15 protein-coding genes are annotated in these 15,156 nt (G+C 41.0%); 4 read left to right on the top strand and 11 right to left on the bottom strand.

Annotated features, from left to right (window positions below; all coding sequences use genetic code 11):
• Positions 1–5: 5 nt before the first annotated feature.
• From EZL74_RS09345 to EZL74_RS09330, 4 genes are all read right to left on the bottom strand, one after another.
• Positions 6–896, bottom strand: coding sequence for an energy transducer TonB family protein (locus EZL74_RS09345; RefSeq protein ID WP_131476344.1), 891 nt, complete (start codon positions 894–896; stop codon positions 6–8).
• A gap of 75 nt (positions 897–971) precedes the next feature.
• Positions 972–2,198 (bottom strand): Glu/Leu/Phe/Val dehydrogenase dimerization domain-containing protein, encoded by a 1,227-nt coding sequence (locus EZL74_RS09340; RefSeq protein WP_131476343.1) that lies wholly within the window; start codon positions 2,196–2,198, stop codon positions 972–974.
• Positions 2,199–2,369: 171 nt separating this feature from the next.
• Positions 2,370–2,624 (bottom strand): hypothetical protein, encoded by a 255-nt coding sequence (locus tag EZL74_RS09335; protein WP_131476342.1) that lies wholly within the window; start codon positions 2,622–2,624, stop codon positions 2,370–2,372.
• Between the two features lie 60 nt (positions 2,625–2,684).
• On the bottom strand, positions 2,685–3,752 hold the full coding sequence (locus EZL74_RS09330) for an anhydro-N-acetylmuramic acid kinase (protein WP_131476341.1): 1,068 nt from the start codon (positions 3,750–3,752) through the stop codon (positions 2,685–2,687).
• Between the two features lie 95 nt (positions 3,753–3,847).
• Here EZL74_RS09330 and EZL74_RS09325 point away from each other — a divergent pair, with 95 nt between their 5' ends.
• The 4 genes from EZL74_RS09325 to EZL74_RS09310 all read left to right on the top strand — a co-directional run bounded on the left by EZL74_RS09325 (position 3,848) and on the right by EZL74_RS09310 (position 7,673).
• Positions 3,848–4,987, top strand: coding sequence for an acyl-CoA dehydrogenase family protein (locus tag EZL74_RS09325; RefSeq protein ID WP_131476340.1), 1,140 nt, complete (start codon positions 3,848–3,850; stop codon positions 4,985–4,987).
• A gap of 243 nt (positions 4,988–5,230) precedes the next feature.
• Entirely contained in the window at positions 5,231–5,914 is a 684-nt protein-coding gene (locus tag EZL74_RS09320; RefSeq protein WP_131476339.1) for an SDR family NAD(P)-dependent oxidoreductase, read from the top strand.
• A 3-nt stretch (positions 5,915–5,917) separates the two neighbouring features.
• Positions 5,918–6,520, top strand: a complete 603-nt coding sequence (locus EZL74_RS09315) for a SprT-like domain-containing protein (RefSeq protein WP_131476338.1) — start codon at positions 5,918–5,920, stop codon at positions 6,518–6,520.
• 91 nt (positions 6,521–6,611) lie between these two features.
• Positions 6,612–7,673 carry a mannose-1-phosphate guanylyltransferase gene (locus EZL74_RS09310; RefSeq protein ID WP_131476337.1) on the top strand — a complete coding sequence of 354 codons (1,062 nt, stop codon included), beginning with the start codon at positions 6,612–6,614 and terminating at the stop codon, positions 7,671–7,673.
• A gap of 28 nt (positions 7,674–7,701) precedes the next feature.
• Here EZL74_RS09310 and EZL74_RS09305 read toward each other — a convergent pair whose 3' ends face one another.
• The 7 genes from EZL74_RS09305 to EZL74_RS09275 form a co-directional block, all read right to left on the bottom strand.
• Complete coding sequence (locus EZL74_RS09305; RefSeq protein ID WP_131476336.1) at positions 7,702–8,466, bottom strand: ABC transporter ATP-binding protein; 765 nt, start codon at positions 8,464–8,466, stop codon at positions 7,702–7,704.
• Positions 8,466–9,212: an MlaE family ABC transporter permease gene (locus tag EZL74_RS09300; RefSeq protein ID WP_131476335.1), complete on the bottom strand. Its 747-nt coding sequence runs from the start codon at positions 9,210–9,212 to the stop codon at positions 8,466–8,468. The genes EZL74_RS09305 and EZL74_RS09300 overlap by 1 nt, the downstream gene beginning before the upstream one ends.
• Positions 9,213–9,321: 109 nt before the next feature.
• Positions 9,322–10,170, bottom strand: a complete 849-nt coding sequence (locus EZL74_RS09295; RefSeq protein WP_131476334.1) for a glycosyltransferase — start codon at positions 10,168–10,170, stop codon at positions 9,322–9,324.
• Positions 10,170–10,694 carry a class I SAM-dependent methyltransferase gene (locus EZL74_RS09290; protein ID WP_131476333.1) on the bottom strand — a complete coding sequence of 175 codons (525 nt, stop codon included), beginning with the start codon at positions 10,692–10,694 and terminating at the stop codon, positions 10,170–10,172. Before EZL74_RS09290 ends, EZL74_RS09295 begins: the two co-directional genes overlap by 1 nt.
• A gap of 67 nt (positions 10,695–10,761) precedes the next feature.
• A complete protein-coding gene (locus EZL74_RS09285; RefSeq protein ID WP_131476332.1) occupies positions 10,762–11,820 on the bottom strand; it encodes a 3-oxoacyl-ACP synthase III family protein in 1,059 nt (352 codons plus the stop codon).
• Positions 11,821–11,942: 122 nt separating this feature from the next.
• Positions 11,943–12,326: a group III truncated hemoglobin gene (locus EZL74_RS09280; protein ID WP_131476331.1), complete on the bottom strand. Its 384-nt coding sequence runs from the start codon at positions 12,324–12,326 to the stop codon at positions 11,943–11,945.
• A gap of 128 nt (positions 12,327–12,454) precedes the next feature.
• On the bottom strand, positions 12,455–14,965 hold the full coding sequence (locus EZL74_RS09275; protein WP_131476330.1) for a cation-translocating P-type ATPase: 2,511 nt from the start codon (positions 14,963–14,965) through the stop codon (positions 12,455–12,457).
• Between the last annotated feature and the right edge of the window lie 191 nt (positions 14,966–15,156).

The raw sequence follows: 15,156 nt of genomic DNA, 5'->3' as shown, positions 1-15,156 counted from the left end.
TATGGTTAATTCAAACTGAACGTATAGATTATTTTACCAACTTGTTTTTCCGGTGCATCGGCGTCGGGTTGCCATTTGGTGTTCATGGCTGCTATTCGGGCTTGATCAAGTAAACATTTTGCCGTATTGGTCGTTCCTTGTACTCCGGCCGTTACGCTGATGGTGTTGCCATTTCGGTCAACTGAAACCTGTACTGCTACTCTTCCTTGTTCTTGGCAAGTATAATCGGGTTGAGGTTTACTGAGCGCTTTTCGGTTTCCTAAGGAATAACCTGAGCCGCTGCCGTTTCCGCCACCATTTCCACTGCCGTTTCCTGAACCGCTTCCGCTTCCGGTGCCCGTTCCGTTTCCTGAACCGTTTCCTCCGCCTGTACCTGTTCCGCTTCCGTTACCATAATAGCCTTTGGAGTTTAAATTGCCGTTAGCACTTCCTTTGTTACCGCCTTTATTGTCATCACCGTCTCCACCTTTATTACCCAATAAGCTCGATAAAGCATCGTTGGCATTTTTCGAAACTTTTGGTTTTTCAGGTGTAGGTTTTGGAAGGTCTTTTTTAACCGTTACCGGCGTTTTTTTTACAGTCTCATGTTTGGGAATCACAGCGTCATTTGCATCAGAATTGTCGTCGGCAATAACATCTTCCTCCGGGGTTGGCACCACAGGGGTAGCTTTGGCTTGGTCTTTCACATTTAAAACTTCGCTTTTATAATTGTCGCCCATGCCGTAATCGCTATCGCCGAAATTCATCTCGATGCCACCACCACCGCCACCGCCCATGATTTTCATATCGGCAGGAGGCCAAAAGCGCAAAAAGAAAAGCAACAGAATCAACAAAGCATACACCACGGTTGTGATGCCTAAAGATTTTTTGTCTTCGTTTGACAGTTCAAAACTCATAACTATTCTTTGTTCGTTTACTTAATAACGCTTAAAAATACTAAATATTGTGTAAACTTTGTTGTTAATTGTTTACTAAACTAATTGTTTCAGTGCAATTTCGAATGCTGTAGCACTGATATTTTTTTTATCAGCATTCAAAGCATGAGCTTTATCCAGCGCTTTTTTGATGGTTTCCGATATGTCGTAAAAAATAGCTTCGTCTGTCATTTGTACTTTCTTTTCCATGAAATAAGCAAAAACGCGGGCCATACCGCAATTTGAAATAAAGTCAGGAATCAAGCTTACTTTGCTGTCAGTTTCTTCCATAATAGGTCCGAAGAAAATTTCTTTGTCGGCAAACGGTACGTTAGCTCCACATGAAATAACCTCCAAGCCATTTGTAATCAGATTTTCAACTTGTTCTTGGGTTACCAATCTGGAAGCAGCACAAGGAGCAAAAATATCGGCTCCCAGGGTCCATATTTTTTCATTGATTTCGGCAAAAGGAATCATGTTTTGGGCTACCAATTTGTTGCCGTTTTTATTCAAAAACAATCGTCTGATTTCATCAAAAGTAAAGCCTTCTTCGTTAATAATACCTCCATCACGATCAATAATTCCAACGATTTTAGCGCCCATTTCCGCAAGATAGAAAGCCGCAGCAGAGCCCACGTTTCCGAATCCCTGAACGATGGCTTTTTTGCCGTGTACATCTCCGCCGTAAATGTGGTAGTAATGACGTACGGCTTCGGCTACTCCATAACCGGTAATCATATCGGCTACAGTATATTTGCGCAATACATCGGGAGAGAATTTCGGATTTTCGATTACTTTGATAACACCCTGACGTAATTGTCCTATTCGGTTGATTTTGTCTGCTTCTGTAGGTTTGAAATGGCCGTTGAAAACACCTTCCTGCGGATGCCAAACACCACATTCTTCGGTAAACGGAATTACTTCATGTATTTCGTCTACGTTCAAGTCGCCACCTGTGCCGTAATAACTTTTCAATAAAGGAGAAACAGCTTTGTACCAACGCTGCAAAACTCCCTTTTTACGAGGATCATTCGGGTCGAAATTGATGCCCGATTTTGCTCCTCCAATTGCCGGACCCGAAACCGAGAATTTTACTTCCATGGTTTTGGCAAGCGATAAAACTTCGTTCATGTCCAGTCCTTTTCGCATACGCGTCCCACCACCGGCAGCTCCGCCACGAAGCGAATTGATTACGGTCCAACCTTCGGCTTCTGTTTCTGAATCCTTCCAATTAAAAATTATTTCAGGTTGTTTGTTTTCAAATTTTTTAAGTAAATCTTTCATTTCAGTTGCATGTTGTTTTATTGTTTGGGATAAAAAAGACCGGATTTTAAAGCTGAATTCCTATAGGTCTTTTTGGTGGCGCAAATATAAGAATAAGGAATTAGGATTGAGGAATAAGAATTTGGGAAATTGACTAAAAAAAACGCCACTTATACAGTGGCGTTCGGATTGTTATTTCTTTTTGTTTTCTTTGAAACGTTTGTCAGGAGTTCCGTCTTTTTTGAGCGGACCTTTTGGTTCTTTGTTTTCTTTGAAACGCTTGTCCGGAGTGCCGTCTTTTTTTAGAGGTCCTTTAACTTCTTCTTTTTTCGTTGCCGGCGCTTTAGTTTCTTTGACCGCTTTGTCTGCCTTTTTTGGAGTTTGTTGAGCGTTTGCGGATAGCGTAAATCCTATCAAAGCCATCATGGCTAACATTAATTTTCTCATTTTTATTTTTTATTGGTTTGAATAGCTAAGTTATGTAAAAGTTAAATAAATTCTACTTAATTAATGCTTAAAAATGACGCCAGACGAATGATTTTGAGTAGCTCCGGTTACACTGCTCAGGACATTAATTTCATGACGTAATCTGAGCACACCCAGCAATCCGAAAATCAGAGCCTCTTTGTATTCTAAGGTTTTTAAATCGGGGATGATGAGTTGTAATTGCGGCAAATGATGTTGCATCCTTTCTGTCAAAAAATCATTGTAGGCACCCCCGCCGGTGATGAGCATTTTACCCCTTTGATTGGGCAAAGCCAGAGAAGTTTGTGCAGCAATATGTTCAATAAAAGTACGCATTTTATCTGCTGTTGCTATTGTATATTTTTCCATCAAGGGCAATACAACTGCTTTTACAAATTCAAAACCCAACGATTTCGGGTGGGGTTTACTGTAATAATTCAGTGAGTTCAATTCGTCAAACAAATCCGTATTAACCTTTCCCGAACGGGCGATGTTTCCTTTGTCATCATAATCAAATCCCAACAGATTTGCATAAAAATTTAAAACGGTATTGACCGGAGAAATGTCAAAAGCAATACGCTTTCCGACTTGTTCAAAAGATACGTTTGAAAAGCCTCCCAAATTCAGGCAGTAATCATACTCTGTAAATAGGATTCGGTCGCCAATAGGAACCAAAGGCGCCCCCTGTCCGCCTAATTTTACGTCCTGTACCCGAAAATCACAAACGACAGTTTCACCAACAATTTCAGCAATGTTGGACAGATTGCCTATTTGAAGCGTCAATCCGTTCTGAGGCTGATGCAAAATGGTGTGTCCGTGACTGCAAACCGCATCAAGATTTCGGATGGCGTGTTTTTGAATGAAGTTGTGAATCACAGTTCCTAAAAGCAGTGTGTATTCTTCGTTTAATTTTTTCAGTTGTTCATTAGAAAAATCAACCGCAGTCCTCAGTTTGTTTAACCAATCGGCATCGTACGGAATGGTTTCACTTTCGTGAATGGTGTACCTCCATTTGGCTTCATTAACTGTGAAATGAATATGTGCTAAATCAATGCCGTCCAGGGAAGTTCCCGACATGACTCCGATAACTTGATAGGTTTCTTTAAACATTGGCTAAATTTACGAAAACGTTTGAAATTTTAACTTTATTATCATACTTTTGGGCACCAAAATTAAAGAAACAACAATCATAATTTTTTACAAGTATGGATTTTAATTTAACCGAAGAACAGTTAATGATTCAACAAGCTGCCAGAGATTTTGCTCAGGCCGAATTGTTACCGGGTGTTATAGAAAGAGACGAACATTCAAAGTTTCCGACAGAACAAGTCAAAATGATGGGAGAACTCGGGTTCCTTGGGATGATGGTAGATCCTAAATACGGAGGTGCCGGATTGGACAGTGTTTCTTATGTTTTGGCCATGACCGAAATTGCAAAAGTGGATGCTTCTGCTGCAGTAATCATGTCGGTAAACAACTCTTTGGTGTGTGCCGGTATGGAAAAATACTGTTCAGAAGAACAAAAAATGAAATATTTAGTGCCTTTAGCCAAAGGAGAAGTTATCGGGGCATTTTGTTTGTCAGAACCTGAAGCCGGTAGTGATGCTTCTTCGCAAAAAACAACCGCCAAAGATATGGGCGACTACTATTTGCTGAACGGAACTAAAAACTGGATTACCAACGGAGGAACCGCTTCAACGTATTTGGTAATGGCACAAACCGATGTGGAAAAAGGACACAAAGGAATCAATGCTTTCATCGTAGAAAGAGGTTGGGAAGGTTTTGAAATTGGTCCGAAAGAAAAGAAAATGGGAATCCGCGGAAGCGATACACATTCGTTAATGTTTACCGATGTAAAAGTCCCTAAAGAAAACCGAATTGGTGCCGATGGTTTCGGATTTAATTTTGCCATGAATGTATTGAACGGCGGAAGAATCGGAATCGCTTCACAAGCCTTAGGAATTGCCACTGGTGCTTACGAATTGGCTTTGAAATATGCCAATGAAAGAAAAGCTTTCGGAAAAGAAATTTTCAAACACCAGGCCGTTGCCTTTAAATTGGCTGACATGTATGTAAAAATTACTGCTGCCAAAATGCTAATCATGAAAGCAGCCTGTGAAAAAGACGAAGGAAAAGATATCGCTCATTCGGGTGCTATGGCTAAATTATATGCTTCTGAAATTGCTTTGGAAGTTGCTAATGAGGCCGTACAAATCCATGGAGGTAATGGTTATGTTGCCGAATACCACGTAGAACGTATGATGCGTGATTCTAAAATTACACAGATATATGAAGGAACTTCTGAAATTCAAAGAATCGTAATTTCAAGAGGTTTGACGGTTTAAATTTTTCATATATTTGAATGACATAATTTTAAATTGTAAATAGTATTACTCATTGAACCCTTTCGGCATGAAAGGGTTTTTTGTTTGAAAAATTGCAATGGACTTATGTTGTTGACTCAAGTTCAAAACACTGTGTTTAGTCTAAAGCGGAAAAGCTGATTTCATTTCATGACTTTTAATATCTTTACAACAAGAATCGCAAAATAGAATCACAGATTCATAAACACGAAAACAATCTCTTCAATTGTGAATAAAAATATCATCATCACCGGAACCTCTCGGGGTATAGGTCACGAATTGGCACTGCAATTTGCCAATGCCGGTCACAACGTTTTAGCCGTTTCCCGCAAAACCCCACAAACTTTATTGGGAAATGCCAATATTACCTGTTTAACCGTTGATTTGTCTCAGGAAGATGAATTAGCCGAAGTGGAAAAATTTCTTTCTTCCGCCTGGAAAAAGATAGACATCATTATTCACAACGCCGGGAGTTTAATCCATAAGCCTTTTGCTCAAACTACTCAGGAAGATTTTGAAAAAGTATACCGTGTGAATGTTTTTGGAGTAGCCAATTTGACCCGGACGTGTTTGCCGTTTTTGCCCAATGGAAGCCATGTGGTTTCCATCAGTTCTATGGGAGGTATACAAGGCAGCATGAAGTTTGCCGGACTGGCCGCTTACAGTTCGAGCAAAGGAGCTGTAATTACACTTTCGGAACTTTTGGCAGAAGAATACAAAGAACAAGGCATTGCTTTTAACGTGCTTGCGCTCGGGGCTGTGAATACCGAAATGCTACAGGAAGCTTTTCCGGGTTACGAAGCACCACTCTCGCCCAAAGAAATGGCTGATTATATTTTCAATTTTGCCTTAACCGGAAACAAATATTTCAACGGGAAAGTGCTTCAGGTTTCATCTACTACACCTTAAGTTTTGAGTGAGGTTTTAGCCAAATACCTGCCCGAACACGCGGTTTTGCCTTGCTTTGAGTTAATCAAAGACAATAACGTGCATCTGAAAATTGTCAACGAACGACAAACCCGTCATGGCGATTACCGGAGGGCTGTTGGCGGCAAACATGAAATTACGGTAAATGCTAATTTAAATAAATACCGTTTCCTCATAACACTGGTACACGAAATAGCACATTTGGTAGCCTATGAAAAATACGGTCGCTTAATCAAACCGCACGGCAACGAATGGAAACACACCTTTCAACGGTTGATGGTGCCGTTCATTCGTCCTGAAATTTTTCCGCATTCTGTGTTGCCCTTGGTGGCCAATCATTTCCGAAATCCTACCGCCAGTAGTGATACAGATGCCCGATTAGCCTTTGCCTTAAAACAATTTGACGAAAGAAAAGCCGACATTCATTTCATACACGAGGTGCCCAGCGGTAGTTTGTTCCGAATAAAGAATGGCAGGATATTTCAAAAGAAAGGACTTCGTGTAAAGCGTTATGAGTGTCTTGAAATCAAAACCGGACGACTGTATTTGTTTAACGCAAACGCTGAGGTTGAAATAATTCCGGGATAAATACAAAATAACTTTAGGGCTTTGTACCTTTGCCAGTCAAATCAGATACTGACATTCTGAAATCAATTCAGAAAAGTAATAACAGCATATCATGAATAAAAATTATTACGCAATATTAATGGCCGGCGGTGTGGGTTCACGCTTTTGGCCGGTTTCTACCACCGATTTCCCCAAACAGTTTCACGATATGTTGGGCTCGGGGAGCACATTGATTCAAAAAACGTTTAGTCGTTTGTCGTGGTTAATTCCGGCCGAGAATATTTTTATACTGACCAATGAGCGTTACAACGGATTGGTGTTAGAACAATTGCCTATGGTCAAACAAGAGCAGGTTCTGTTAGAGCCCGCCATGCGAAATACAGCCCCTTGTATTTTATATGCTTCCTTGAAAATTCAGAAGATGAATCCCAATGCGGTGATGGTGGTAGCTCCCAGCGATCATTGGATTGAAGATGAATCCGAGTTTACCAAAGATTTGCAACAGTGTTTTGATTTTTGCCAAAAGGAAAATGCGTTGATGACTCTAGGGATTCAGCCTACTTTTCCTAACACGGGTTTTGGTTATATTGAATTTGATGAAAAAGATGCCAACCCCATAAAGAAAGTCAACCAGTTTCGGGAGAAACCCAATTATGAAACGGCTAAGGCATTTTTAGAAGCCGGTAACTTCCTTTGGAACGGGGGTATTTTTATTTGGAGTGTTCAAGCTATTACTGAGGCTTTTGCCAAATTCCAGCCTCAAATGGAAGCGCTGTTTCGTCAGGGGTTGGAGAGCTACAATACCTCTTCTGAAAAGGAATTCATAGATGCCCATTATGCCAAAGCAGAGAACATTTCTATTGATTATGCCGTAATGGAAAAAGCACAGAATGTATACGTATTGCCAGCCACTTTTGATTGGAATGATTTGGGAACCTGGGGTTCGTTACATGAAAAATTAGATAAAGACGAACAAAACAATGCGGTGGTCAATGCCACGGTTATTTTAGAAAATGCCTCCAATAATATCATTCGTTCAGATGCCAAAAAACTCGTTGTGATTGATGGGTTAGATGACTATATCATAGTAGATAATGAAAATGTGTTGATGATTTATCCGAAAAGTAAGGAACAGGACATTAAGCGAATTACGACCAAAGCCAATGATTTGTAACAGAAAAGGAGCTCAACGAGCTCCTTTTTTATTCTTCTCTGTTTTGCGCTTTTCTGATTTTTTTGAAAAGGTTGGACGAATAGACAAAGTCGGTGATGGCTTCGTTATCCGTTTTGAAGATGTCTTTTTTGGTGCCTTCCCAAGCCAGGATTCCTTTTTTAAGGAAGACAATCTTTTCGCCAATCTCCATAACCGAGTTCATATCGTGGGTGTTGATTACAGTAGTAATGTTATATTCTACAGTGATTTCGTGAATCAGATTATCGATGATGATAGAGGTTTTCGGGTCGAGGCCTGAGTTGGGTTCATCACAAAAAAGATACTTCGGATTGTTTACAATGGCGCGTGCAATGGCTACCCGTTTCTGCATCCCTCCGGAAAGTTCCGAAGGTTTTTTGTGATGGGCATCTTCAAGGTTTACTCTGTGAATAACAAAGTCAACGCGCTCTTTAATCTCAGCGGCCGTTTTGTGTGTAAACATTTTTAACGGGAAACCTACATTTTCCTCTACTGTCATGCTGTCAAATAAAGCACTGCCCTGAAATACCATGCCTATCTCTGTTCGTAACGCTCTTTTTTCGTCATCGCTCAGATTAGAATAAATTCGGCCGTCAAAAGAAATGGTTCCTTTATCCGGTTTGTGAATTCCCAATAAACTTTTGAGTAATACCGTTTTTCCCGATCCGCTTTGTCCTATGATTAAGTTGGTTTTACCGGTTTCGAATACGGTAGAAATTCCTTTTAAAACTTTGCTGTCGCCAAATGACTTTTCTATGTTTTTAACTTCTATCATTAGGTCAATAGTAATTGGGTTAGTATATAATTGCTCAAAATAATAGTAACGGCAGTCCATACAAACGAAACCGTACTGGCTTTCCCTACTTCAAGTGCTCCTCCCTTCATGTAATACCCGTGAAAAGAGGGGATGGTAGCTAATAAAAAGGCAAAAACAAAAGTTTTGATAAAGGCGTAGGTAATGTGAAACGGAATGAATTCCTGCTGAATACCGGTGATAAAATCGTTACTCGATGCAAATCCGCCGTATACAGCTGCCATCCACCCGCCTAATATCCCCAGAAACATACTGATGCCGATAACAAACGGATACAGCAGTAAGGCAATTAATTTGGGGAATACCAAATAGTTCAACGAGTTTACTCCCATTACTTCAAGCGCATCAATTTGCTCGGTAACCCTCATGGTTCCTATACTCGAAGTGATGAATGAACCCATTTTTCCGGCCATGATGATAGATATGAAAGTGGGTGCAAATTCCAGTATGACCGATTGTCTGGTGGCAAAACCGATGAGGTATTTCGGAATCAAAGGGTTGGTAAGGTTCAAAGCAGTTTGAATAGAAACAACTCCTCCCACGAAGAACGAAATAAAACAAACAATTCCAAGTGAATCTATAATCAAATCATCAATTTCTTTGAGAATGAGTTGTCGCATCACCGACCATTTGGTGGGTTTGTTAAAGACTTCTTTCAGCATCAAGAAATATTTTCCTATTTGGGATAAATAGCGAATTAGCATCATGGCATTAAAATATTGTCAAAAATAGGTATAATTAATTTGAAAATGTACCAATTTGAAAATTTGAAAATCACTTGCTGCTGAGCTTTGGTATTTTCAGGTTTTTAAATCTTCAAAGTAGCTTTTCTTTCATTTTTTGCCAACGGTACTTGCGGATGAATCGGGCTTGTTCAGCGGTTACCAACAAAGGTTTTTTTGCCGATTTGGCTTTTAGGAATCCTTTGATGTAATCTATAAAGAGCAGAGGTTTGCCTTTGCGCATGGCCAGTTTTAGTGAGGCAACACAAGTGATGATAAAACCATAGCCCAAGCTGTAAAATGCTTCTCCTTGTTTGTATCGGCTGGCTTTGTTGTAATTGGCTCCGGTGGGTTTGAGGTGTTTTACTTGTAATTGTTCATCGGTTACGACTTTCCAATGGTAAAATTTGCACAACAATTCGTCTACAGTGTCCCAGCCCATAGCCGGTCTTAATCCTCCGATTTGTTTAAAGGCCTCTTTTCGGTAGGCTTTGAAAGCGCCCCGAATGTGGTCTTTATCAGTGAGGTTCTCCAAAATCCAATGACCGTTTTTTTCAATATAGGCAAATCCTCCTGCCATTCCTATTGTTGCATCCGCTTCAAAATGACGGATGATGGTTTCAAAATAGTTGGCAGGAAAAATCAAATCAGCATCTGCTTTTACTATTACATCATAGTTGTCGTCTAAGGTTTCCAATCCTTTTTGAAAAGCCTGAATGACTTTGCTTCCGGGCAGGTGAACAGCATCGGAAGTTTTGTTAACCAAATGAATGAACGGATGCTGTTGGGCGAAAGCCGATACAATCTCGGCCGTTTTGTCAGTCGAATGGTCATTGACCACCACTATTTTTTGAGGCAAAACGGTTTGGTCTATTAACGATTGCAGTGTCAACCCGATAAACTGCTCTTCATTGTGCGAAGGAATGACAATATAATAGTTCATTACTTTACTTTTTCAGCATAAACGATGTAGTATCTGGGGGTGAAAGAGCGCAATAGGGGTCGTAAACCGATTTTTTTGACCGGATGTGTGAATTGCTGTCGGTCGATAATTTTCCAGCCGGTTTTTTCCAGCAACCAGTCGAGCTGCCAATCTTCAAACTCATGGTAGTGCCTGTCCCACATATCGGTTTTACTTCGATACGCTGCAGAAAACCATAAACGGAGCGGGATAGAAATTAATATTTTATCAGCTTTTATGTTTTGCAATACCGTGTAGGGGTTCAATAAGTGTTCAAAAATTTCAAAAGCGGTCACAACACTGTAGTTTTCTTGCTGCAGGTTCGTTTGGTCGTTGTCTAAATCTTCGCCTTTGGTGTTGATTACCGTATAGCCGTTCTCTTCCATGATCTTAGAAAACGGATTGGGAACTCCCAGGTCCAGTATGGTTTCGGTAGTATGGATGTGCTTTTTTAAAAAAGCTAATGTTAAATTGAATCGCTTGCTCGGATAGGTCTTCTCGTACATGGAAACGTCTTATGGTTTTAATGGGTCAAAAGTAACCTTTTTACCGTTTTGATGCTTTAAACTTATACTACATTTTATAGACTATGGCATTTATGTTCATACCGGCTCCGACAGAAGCCAGTAAGATAACATCGCCTTTGTGCAGTTTTTGATTTTCAATTTTGCCCCTTACCAGTAAATCGTATAGTGTAGGAACGGTAGCCACGCTCGAATTGCCCAGTTTGTGAATGCTCATAGGCATGATGCCTTCGGGCGGTACTTGTCCGTAGAGTTTGTAAAAACGATGGATGATAGCTTCGTCCATTTTTTCATTGGCTTGATGAATCAGTATTTTTTTGACAGCATCAATGGGAATACCGCTTTTGTCTAAACACGATTTCATGGCTTTGGGAACCTGGCTCAAGGCAAACTCATAGATCTTTCGACCGTGCATTTTGATATAGCGAACATCAGGGTCGTGTGATTTGTTGAACGAATTGGCAAAATACAAATAGTAAGCCTCATCATAAGTAAAGGAAGCGGTTTCATGAGCTATGATTCCCTCTTCTTCAGAGGTAGCTTCAATTACAGTGGCGCCGGCTCCATCGGCATAAATCATGCTGTCGCGGTCGTGCAAATCAACCACTCTCGAAAGTGTTTCGGCACCTATGACCAAACATTTTTTAGCCATACCCGCTTTGATAAATGCCTGTGCCTGTATGACACCCTCTATCCAGCCCGGACAGCCAAAAAGCATGTCGTAGGCAACGCATTTCGGATTTTTAATTCTTAAGTTGTATTTGACTCTGGCAGCTAAACTAGGGACTAAATCGGTTTGAATGGCTCCTTTTCTGACATTACCAAAATTGTGGGCCATAATGATATAGTCAAGTGTTTCGGGGTCTATACCGGCATCCTCGATAGCGTTTTTTGCAGCTATGGTAGCTATGTCAGAAGTGAGCAGATCATCAGAAACATAGCGGCGTTCTTCGATACCGGTGATGTCATAAAATTTTTCAGTAATTTCCGCATTGGGCAGCGGAAAAGGGGAGCCGTCATCATTCAGGAAAACATGTTGGGCAAAATCTTTATTGGTTACTGTTTCGGTAGGAATATAACTTCCGGAACCGGTTATCTTACTGTTCATGGCGGGGTGATTTTTGACTAAATTAGGAATAAAAATTACAACTTATTTAAAGTGAATTCATAATTCTTGGCGAATTGCAAATATGGCAATAATAGTGGAGCAAAATTTTGAATTTCAAAATATTAAGTATTTTTCTGCTTGATTTTGATTTGCATGATGGTCGACAGGTTATGGGCCATGTTCTTCATGCGTTCACAAGTAATGCCACAAAAGTTCTCGTTGATGGAGGCTTCAAAATGGTGCAGCCAAATGTCAAAATGTTCCTTGGTTAAAGGCGAAAGGGTGTCTACATCAAGATGCATCTGGGTGAGATTGTTGTAATACCCTCCGGTGCCCAATAAGGATTGTGACCAAAACTTAACCAGCATTTGCAGGTGTTCCTCAAGCTTGGTGTGTATAGGGACAATTTCGGTGAATATATAACTGATGCGCTCGTCGGCAAACAACTTTTTATAAAATTCAGCTACAATTGTATAAAGGTCTTCCTGAGTTTGAATGTCGTTCATCTTTTTTATTTGTCACAAAAGTAATCTTCTCTTGCGGTTAAATTCCTGATTAAAGTCAGTTTTTAACTTGAAAAGATGAGAGGTTTACAAGGTGATGGATGTCTTTATAATAGCGTCAGTCTTTATTTTTAGTTAAACTGTTTGGTCTTTTTTAAGAAACGCTGTTTCACTACTTTCAGCAATTCCAGCACCAGCAGTAATACAGATGCTCCGGCAATGGCAGGAATAAAGTGTTGGTAACCCGGAAAGTCAAAGCTGAAAATGTTCTGCAGAAAAGGAACAGCAATAGCCGCCAGCAGTATGACCAAAGCCATAATGGTAATGATAAATACGGCACTGTTTCTTTCAAGGATGACCGAAACAAAATTACGGGTTTCGGACAAAGAGGTGAGGATGACGAATACATTGCCTATGATGAGAGCCGAAAAGGCGATAGCTCTGACCTCGCCTTCGGTGTGGCCTTCTTTTACCGATAAGAAATACACTATGAGGACCATAACAAAAAGGAGAATCCCTTTAAATAGACTGAACGTTATTTTACGCCATCCAAAGAAAAGCTCATCGGGTTTTCGGGGCGGGCGTCTCATGATGCCTCTTTCTTCCTGCTCTGATTCGAAAGCAATGGAACAAATAGGGTCAATAATTAATTCCAGAAAAACAATATGCAGGGGCATTAAAAGAATGGGTAAGGTATTGAAAAATGCAGGCAGGAGTACCAAACCTATGATGGGTATGTGTATAGCTATAATGTAGGACATTGCCTTTTGCAAATTGTCAAAGATTCTTCTGCCCGAACGAATGGCGTGTACTATAGAAGCAAAATTGTCATCCAGTAAAACCAATGAAGAAGCTTCCCGGGCCACATCGGTCCCTTTTAATCCCATGGCTACTCCTATGTCAGCGGCTTTTAAGGCAGGTGCATCGTTTACACCGTCGCCGGTCATGGCTACAATTTCACCATTAGATTTGAGTGCTTTAATGATTTGCAATTTTTGCTCAGGAACTATTCGGGCAAATATAGAAGTGTGTTTGATTTGCTCTTGCAAACCGGCTGCAGTCATTTTTTGAAGGTCAGTGCCTGTCAATACACGGTAATTGTGCGGCAGCCCTATTTGGTTGGCGATGCTGATGGCCGTTGCAGGAAAATCACCGGTAATCATGATGATTCTTATACCTGCTTCGTCGCATTCTTCTATGGCCTGAGGAACTTCGCGGCGAATGGGGTCTTCAAAAGCTACCAACCCCGTTAAGGTAAAAGCAAACTCCTGTTGACTTTCGGGCAGCACATCACCTTGCCATTGGGCTTGTGCGGCGGCCAGTACTCTGTACCCCCGTTCTGCCATTTGGTGTACGGTTCGGGTATAGTTTTTTAGTTCCATTTCCGGTAATTGGCACAACGTGAACAGGGCTTCGGGTGCTCCTTTACAGTAAGCCGTGCAAATGTCCTTAGTTTCCGATTCAAATACCCGGGTCATGGCAAACAACGACCGACTCAGCGGATATTCCCGAAGCAAGTGCGGGTTTGTTGTGGTTGTTTTATGTTTTTCATACACTTGGGCAATCGCTTTTTCCATCGGGTCAATCGAATTGTTTTGCGAAGCGCGGTACAACACTTCTAAAGCCGGAAAGATAGTCTCGCTGTTGGTTTTGAACTCGTATTTTGAGTAGATGGTGTCGTTTACGCGCAGCGCGGCAATTTCCATTTTGTTTTGGGTAATGGTTCCGGTTTTGTCTGTACATAATACAGTGGCTGAACCCAGCGTTTCAATAGCCGACGGTTTTCGGGTGAGTACTTTGTTTTTGGATAATCGCCAGGCACCCAATGCTAAAAAGATGGTGAGTACTACCGGGAATTCTTCGGGCAAGATGGCCATGGCCGCCGAGAGGCCGGTGAGTAATGAATTAAGAATACTGCCGCGGGAGATGTAAAATGCAACCACAACCCCAATGCAAAGCACAGCGCCTCCTATAAACAAATTGCGAATTAGTACTTTCATTTCGCGCTGCAAGCGGGTTGACTCCTGTTCAATGCTTTGCAGGGAAGTACCAATTTTACCAAACTGAGTATTGGTGCCTGTAGCTGTAACTTTTGCCATTCCTTTGCCCTGAACGACTAAGGTTCCGCTGAAAACAGACGGTTGTTGGTTTGTGGCTTCTGATCCGGCATTTTTGAGCACCGGAACAGATTCTCCTGTTAATAATGATTCATCAACGGTTAGATTGTCACTATTTATAACCAATGCATCAGCGGGGACACGGTCGCCCTCGTGCAGAATAATAATGTCATCGGGCACTACCTCTCTGCCTGCTATTCGTATTTCTGTACCATCTCTAATGACTAAAGCGCGGGGGGAGGAGAGTTGTTTTAATGCCTCTAACGATTTTTCGGTTTTTTGATGCTGATAAAAGGTGATGAAAATAATGACCGAAACAGAACATACCATACTGATGCCCTCCAGATAGTCGCCCAAAAGCAGGTAAACCAAACTGCAACCAATCAGCAGGATGAACATTGGTTCCTTAATGACTTCAAAAGCTATTTGCATTATACTCTTGGGTTTTGCCGAAGGCAATTCGTTGTACCCATGTTGTTTCAGTCGTTTGGCGGCCTCTGCGCTCGTTAGTCCCGGTGGTGTCATTAGATTTGATGCTGTTTTGTGTTGTACTGTCTGATGTGCCCTTTTTGTGGGGTTAAGGTAAAGATAATAAAAACTGCTTTGTGTGGGTCTGACAAATAATTGACTTTTGGTTTTTTTAGGGTTGTGTCCGATATGTGTCCGATGTGTATGCGATGTGTGTCCGATATAAACAGTATTTACATCGGATATAC

The sequence above is a fragment of the Flavobacterium silvisoli genome (assembly GCF_004329815.1).
GTDB lineage: Bacteria > Bacteroidota > Bacteroidia > Flavobacteriales > Flavobacteriaceae > Flavobacterium > Flavobacterium silvisoli.
This window is presented reverse-complemented; position numbering and strand designations above follow the sequence as displayed.